This window comes from Ruegeria sp. A5 (assembly GCF_056543005.1).
Genome location: NZ_JBQGAV010000019.1, coordinates 1 through 6388 on the forward strand (window position 1 = coordinate 1; position 6388 = coordinate 6388).

Annotated in this window: 5 protein-coding genes and 1 pseudogene; 1 reads left to right on the forward strand and 5 read right to left on the reverse strand. The window is 53.1% G+C overall.

The annotated features are described in order from the left end of the window. Nucleotides 1-1458 (forward strand): annotated as a pseudogene (gene tnpC, locus ACR0AY_RS21050) (IS66 family transposase); the annotation flags it as partial. Nucleotides 1459-1729: 271 nt separating this feature from the next. Here the strand turns inward: tnpC and rfbA are convergent. From rfbA to rfbC, 5 genes are all read right to left on the reverse strand, one after another. Next, nucleotides 1730-2599 (reverse strand): glucose-1-phosphate thymidylyltransferase RfbA, encoded by an 870-nt coding sequence (gene rfbA / locus ACR0AY_RS21055; protein ID WP_170516210.1) that lies wholly within the window; start codon nt 2597-2599, stop codon nt 1730-1732. Continuing rightward, nucleotides 2599-3447, reverse strand: a complete 849-nt coding sequence (gene rfbD / locus ACR0AY_RS21060; protein ID WP_170516213.1) for a dTDP-4-dehydrorhamnose reductase — start codon at nt 3445-3447, stop codon at nt 2599-2601. The genes rfbA and rfbD overlap by 1 nt, the downstream gene beginning before the upstream one ends. A 133-nt stretch (nt 3448-3580) precedes the next feature. Further along, on the reverse strand, nt 3581-4663 hold the full coding sequence (locus ACR0AY_RS21065; protein ID WP_170516216.1) for an acyltransferase family protein: 1083 nt from the start codon (nt 4661-4663) through the stop codon (nt 3581-3583). Then, on the reverse strand, nt 4656-5693 hold the full coding sequence (rfbB, locus tag ACR0AY_RS21070; protein ID WP_170516218.1) for a dTDP-glucose 4,6-dehydratase: 1038 nt from the start codon (nt 5691-5693) through the stop codon (nt 4656-4658). Before rfbB ends, ACR0AY_RS21065 begins: the two co-directional genes overlap by 8 nt. Next, nucleotides 5690-6388: dTDP-4-dehydrorhamnose 3,5-epimerase (gene rfbC / locus ACR0AY_RS21075; protein ID WP_480454556.1), on the reverse strand; the 699-nt coding region annotated here is incomplete at its 5' end. The genes rfbB and rfbC, both read right to left, overlap by 4 nt.

Consider the following 6388-nt stretch of genomic DNA (forward strand, 5'->3'; position numbering starts at 1 on the left):
CAACAAACGGCTTGAGCATCTGGTCGCGGAGTTGAACCATGCGGTGCATGGCAAAAGGTCTGAGAAGCTGGATGAGGACGAACGCCAGCTCTTGTTTGAGGAGCTCGAAGTTGCAGTCGCCTGTGTGCAGGAGCGCAAGGACACCCAGGTCACGGGCGAAGACACCCCAACACGCAACCGGTGGCGCGGCGGAACCTGGACAATCTGCCGGAACATCTGGAACGGATTGAACGGGTTGTTGAACCGGCTAATCTGACCTGCCACTGCGGGTGCGGGGAGATGTACAAGATTGGCGAGGACCGATCCGAGCGGCTGGATATCGTACCCGCCAAACTGCGCGTGATCGTCACGGTACGCCCAAAATACGCCTGCCGTCATTGCACCGATGGCGTGACCCAGGCCCCGGTGCCAGCGCGCATGATCGAAAGGGCACTGCCGACAGAGGGCGCCATCGCGCATGTGTTGGTGTCAAAATACGCGGATCACTGTCCGCTGCACAGGCAGTTCCAAATCCTGGGTCGTGCGGGCATCGACATTCACCGGTCCACTTTGGCTGATTGGGTCGGTAAAGCCGCCTTCCATCTGGGCCCGGTCGTGGACCGGATGGCCGAGCACCTGAAAACATCCACGAAGCTCTTCATGGATGAGACAACCGCTCCGATTCTCGATCCCGGCCGCAAGAAAACCAAAACCGGATATCTCTGGGCGCTGGCACGCGATGACCGGAATTGGGGTGGTGATGACCCGCCCGGCGTCGTGTTCTTCTAAGCCCCTAATCGTCGGGGCGAGAATGCGAAAAAGTTCCTCACGGGCTTCAATGGCATTCTGCAATTGGACGGCTATCAAGGATGCAATCGCCTGACCCGCACGACGCGCAAGGGCGGCGAACCCATCGTCGTGGCCCATTGCTGGGCCCAGGCCCGCCGCAAGTTCAAGGAAATCCACGACCGTGACAAGTCCGAGATCGCCGCTGAAGGTCTGCGCCAGATCGCCCTGATCTATGCTGTCGAGAGGAATATCCGAGGCACATCCCCCGGCCAGCGTCTCTCGGCCCGCAAGACCCGATCCGCGCCTCTGGTCGCCGCCTTCGGCAAGTGGTTGCAAGCTCAACGCATACGCGTCTCGGCCAAGTCTCGCCTCGGTGAGAAACTGGCATGCATCCACCGCCACTGGGATGGCCTGCAAACCTTCCTCAAGGACGGGCGTGTCGAAATCGACAACAACCAGGTCGAAAATCTGATCCGCCCGATTGCCCTAAATCGCAAAAATGCATTGTTTGCAGGCCATGACGAAGGTGGCAAAGTCTGGGGCCGCATCGCATCTCTGATCGAAACCGCCAAAATCAATGGCATCGAACCCTTCGCCTATCTCAAGACCACTCTCGAAGCCATCGCCGCAGGTCATCTAAAAAACCAAATCGACGAATTGCTACCGTGGAACTTCAAACCGTCAAGCTAAAACCAGACGGCCTTCAGACACCGCTTACCGATCTTCTAAACAAATCGGCAAAGCACATCAGTGGGGACCAATGCCAGTGTTTACGAATTGAGAGATGTAGTAGCAATCGACTTGTGACGGCCTGGCGATACTGTGGCTTTAAAATTCGCCCTTAAGGTTCTCATCCGCTGACTTCACTTAGCCGTTGTGTTCTAAATAATTCGCCCAAATTGGATTGAGAAAGTTTCGCGCGCGAAACACTCTAGGTATCGATCTGACTGGTAACGCTCTATCATGTCAGTAGATGTTTCAGATAATCGCCATATGTGGACTTGGCGAACAATTGTGCGCGTTCGGCCAGCGCAGCATCATCTATCCAACCTTTTTGCCATGCGATTTCGTCCAAGCTTCCGGTCTGCATGCCCTGCCGATCCGTTAATGTTCGTACAAAATTACCTGCATCGAGCAGAGATCCGTGTGTGCCGGTATCCAACCATGCAAAGCCACGGCCCATGGTTTGAACGTTTAACAATTCATCTTTCAGATACATCTCAAGCAATGTTGTGATTTCTAGCTCACCGCGTTCGGACGGTTGAACCTGACGCGCGCGGCTCGATGCGTCTCCGTCCAGGAAATACAACCCGGTCACCGCGTAGTTTGACGGTGGTATTTTGGGTTTTTCAATAATGCCACGTGCTTTCTTGTCTTCGAAATCGACCACGCCGTAGCGTTCGGGATCTGCAACCCGATAGGCAAAAACTGTTCCCCCGCTTTTCTGCGCGTCAGCCTCCCGCAGCAAATCCGGAAGACCGTGTCCAAAAAATATATTGTCCCCCAGGATCATTGCGGACGGCGCTCCTGCCAAGAAACCCTCAGCCAGTATGTAGGCCTGCGCTAGACCGTCGGGCGATGGTTGCGTGATCCAGCTGAGCGACAATCCGTATTGACTGCCGTCGCCCAGCAGGCGCCGAAACTGCTCATGATCTTCCGGTGTTGTAATGATTGCAATCTCTCGGATGTCGGACAGCATGAGAACGCTGAGCGGATAAAAGATCATCGGCTTGTCATAGATCGGCAGCAACTGCTTCGAAACCGCCATCGTAATCGGGTAAAGCCGTGTACCGGACCCGCCGGCCAGAATGATACCTTTGCGGTCCGTCATCAAATCTCTCCCAAATCTTTCAAAACATCGTTCAACCCCTGTCGCCAGTCGGGGCGGGAAAAGCCGAATACAGTCTCCAATCTTGCGCAATTGAGTCGCGAGTTTAGCGGCCTGGCAGCGGGGGTTGGGTAGTCTGAACTGAGAATATCAGCCACATCGCAAGAAATACTGGCCTGGTCGAATATATTGCGCGCAAAACCGGCCCAATTTGTATCCGGCGCTCCAGAAAAATGATAGAGACCTGTTTTGGATGGATCTTCAATTAAATGCTTACTCATTGCCAAGCAGACTTCAGCAATTGCATGAGCTGGCGTCGGCCCCCCGAACTGGTCCGCCACAACCGCGAGTTGGTCACGCTCGCGACCAAGCCGCAGCATGGTTTTGGCAAAATTTGTACCTGAAGCTGAAAAAACCCACGACGTGCGCACAATGCCATATACGCCTCCCGCAGCGATCACCGCCTGCTCACCTGCCAGCTTTGACCGGCCATACGACCCCAACGGCCTTGCCGTGTCGTTTGGGCGCCAGGGCCTTGTGCCACTCCCGTCAAACACATAGTCAGTAGAGATATGTATCAACGGAATGCTCAGGTCAGCACAGGCTTTTGCCATTGCCCCTGGAGCGAGCCCGTTGACAATGTTAGCCAATGTTTCTTCTTCCTCCGCCCGGTCCACAGCCGTATAAGCTGCTGCGTTGATAACAGCTTGTGGGGCCAGCCTATGGATCATAGCAGAACACGCACTCGGGTCACCCAGATCTGCGGTTTCGCGACCCAGACAAGTCACCTCAGTATACCCGCCAAGTTCGTGCGCAACTTGTCCTGTTTTGCCGAATACAAGAATAGTCAAATTAACTGCTCCATGTATTAGTCGGTGGTGCTATTTTGGGTTTGTATTTTTTCAATCCTAACATGAATAACTTCTAGCCATTGACTGCGTTAGAGTACGTCTAGCCCCGAAAGTCTTGGAGCCCGATTTGTCACTACGCTTTCCACCGTTTCGCACGTCCTTCTGAACCCCGCACCAAAGATAACGCCGGTTTTTCAACAATGTGCCAGGAAAAAACCGCCATTGCTAATGTGAGCGGAAAAGCCAAAGCCATGTTCACCACCGGCTCTGTCACCTCCAAGGATGCCATCAATTGTTGGAAAGGAAAGGCATAAATATAAACGCCATAAGAATAGTCACCTGATCGGTTATATGCCAAAAGAAGAGGGTATTCCGCCAGCCCAATCAGAAAAACCCAATATGATAAGGCACACACAAAAACTGTCTGAAACAGCGGTGTTGAATAAGAAAACGCCGTCAAAATCACCAATATCAGGCCTATAGATGAGCGTAACGGAATACTACCCCGCCAGACATAAAAGGCGGCGCCAACCGCAAAAGGTAGCGCCAACCTGAGAAAAGACAGCAATTTTCCTGGGAGTGTCAATGTCGGCGCAATGTACTGTAGGATCAAAAACAAGAAAAGCAGCACTGCCAAAACCTTAGGTCTCCTTAAAAGTCCGGCAACCCCTCCCAAAAATACAATTAAATAGCAGAGAACCTCATGAAAAAGCGTCCAGAGCGATCCATCGATTGCCGGGCCATATGGGTTGGCATCGAATACGCCGGGTAGTTCGTACTGCAATGCAACAAGCGATAAATTGTGCATCAAGTATTCAGGGGCCGCCCGCCAGAATTCCCTCGCAGATACAGTCGTCAAATAAGAACCTGCAAATAAGATCGTGAGAATCAGAACAACCAGTAACGCAGGGTAAAGCCCTAATATTCGTGCTTGCAGGAAACGCCCCAAGCTCGGACTGCGATCGAAACTCTTGGTGATGAAAAACCCGGAGATCGCAAAAAACACATAAACACAAACCGCCCCCAAAGAGTTGTCTTTCAGCAGATTCCCCAGCGGCTCCTCTGCTTCCGGGCCTAACGAAATTGGATAAGCGTGTGAAACAAGAACCCCTGTGGCAGCAATCATACGGATCATATTGAAATGGTTATCCCGCCCGGAAGAACGATCTCCAATGAATAATGGTTGGCGCAATTTACTTGTATGCTGCTCAGCCAACACCCAGCCTCCGACCCACACCACTGCGGTTCTGCAAGGCATCTAGCCATATGGCGTTGTCCAGATACCACTGCACCGTGTGCTCCATTCCGGCTTCGGGGGTATAGGAAGGACGCCAGTTTAACTCTTCGCGAATGCGGGTCGGGTCAATGGAATAGCGGCGATCATGACCGGGGCGATCAGCGACAAATGTAATCAGATCGGCATAGGGCGTTTTGCCCGGCTTCAATCGGTCCAGGATCCCACAGAGCATTTTGACCAGATTAAGGTTGGTCATCTCATTCTCGCCGCCGATATTGTAGCTGCGGCCCAACTCTCCTTTTTCCAGAACCAGCAGCAGAGCCTCGGCATGGTCCTCAACATGCAGCCAGTCGCGTATGTTGTCCCCTGCCCCATAGACTGGGATGGGTTTGCCCGACAACGCGTTCAGGATCACCACCGGGATCAGCTTTTCCGGAAACTGATAGGGACCGTAATTGTTCGAACAATTAGTCAGCACCACCGGTAGGCCGTAGGTTTCATGCCACGCCCGAACAAGGTGATCTGATCCTGCTTTCGACGCTGAATAAGGCGAATTGGGCTGATAGGGGCAGTCTTCGGTAAAGAAACCGGTCTCACCCAACGACCCGAAGACTTCGTCGGTCGAGATATGGTGAAAGCGGAAGCTTTCCGATCGGCCGCCTTCTGCCCAATAAGCCCGCGCGGCCTCCAACAGCACGCAAGTACCAGTTACATTGGTATCGATAAAGGCAGCAGGGTTATCAATTGAACGGTCAACATGACTCTCGGCTGCCAGATGCATGATCGCGTCGGGCCGATGCTTTTTCAGGATCGTGGCCATCGCCTTCGCATCGCGGATGTCGGCATGTTCAAAAAAATATCCTGGCGCATCCGCAACCGGGGCAACATTATCCAGGCAGGCCGCATATGTAAGAGCGTCGACATTTATGACAGCGTGACCTTCGGCAACTGCGCTTCGGATCACTGCAGAACCGATGAAACCCGCGCCGCCCGTCACCAAAATTTTCATTGCCCCACCTCAAACGCAAATGGAGTTTTGATATCTCTCAGACATGGTGCCATGTTGTCCTTTTCTGACAAGAGCGGAGTCGCCGTAGACTGCGGCCAATTAATTCCAATGTCGGGATCATCCCACCGAATGGCGCCCTCTGTTTCCGGCGCATACGTGTCAGAGCATTTGTAGATGATCTCGGTATCCGTTTCCAACGTCATGAAACCGTGGGCAAAACCTGTCGGCACCAGCAACATCCGGCCATTTTCAAAACTGAGTTCTTCGCCAACCCACCGGCCAAATGTGGGAGAACCCTTTCGGATATCCACGGCAACGTCAAAAAGCCGCCCTCGCCCGCAGCGCACCAGTTTGGCCTGAGCCTTTGGAGGTGCCTGGAAATGCAGCCCCCGCACGGTGCTGACGGTGCTGGAAAGCGAGTGGTTGTCCTGAACGAAACTCGCTCTGATGCCAGCATCGGTAAAACTGTTCAAGTTGTAAGTTTCTTCGAAAAACCCGCGATGATCACCAAACCGTGTGGGCGTGATCAGGATCACTTCCGGGATTGCAAGAGGTACCAATTCCATAGTTACAAATCTCGTTTCACAATGCGGTGTCACCACCCTCCAAGACCATGCCACACCTGATCCGGCAACGCCAAAGCTTTTGTGAACTTCCACTATAGACTTGACGAAATCTATTTGAATAGCCGGCAT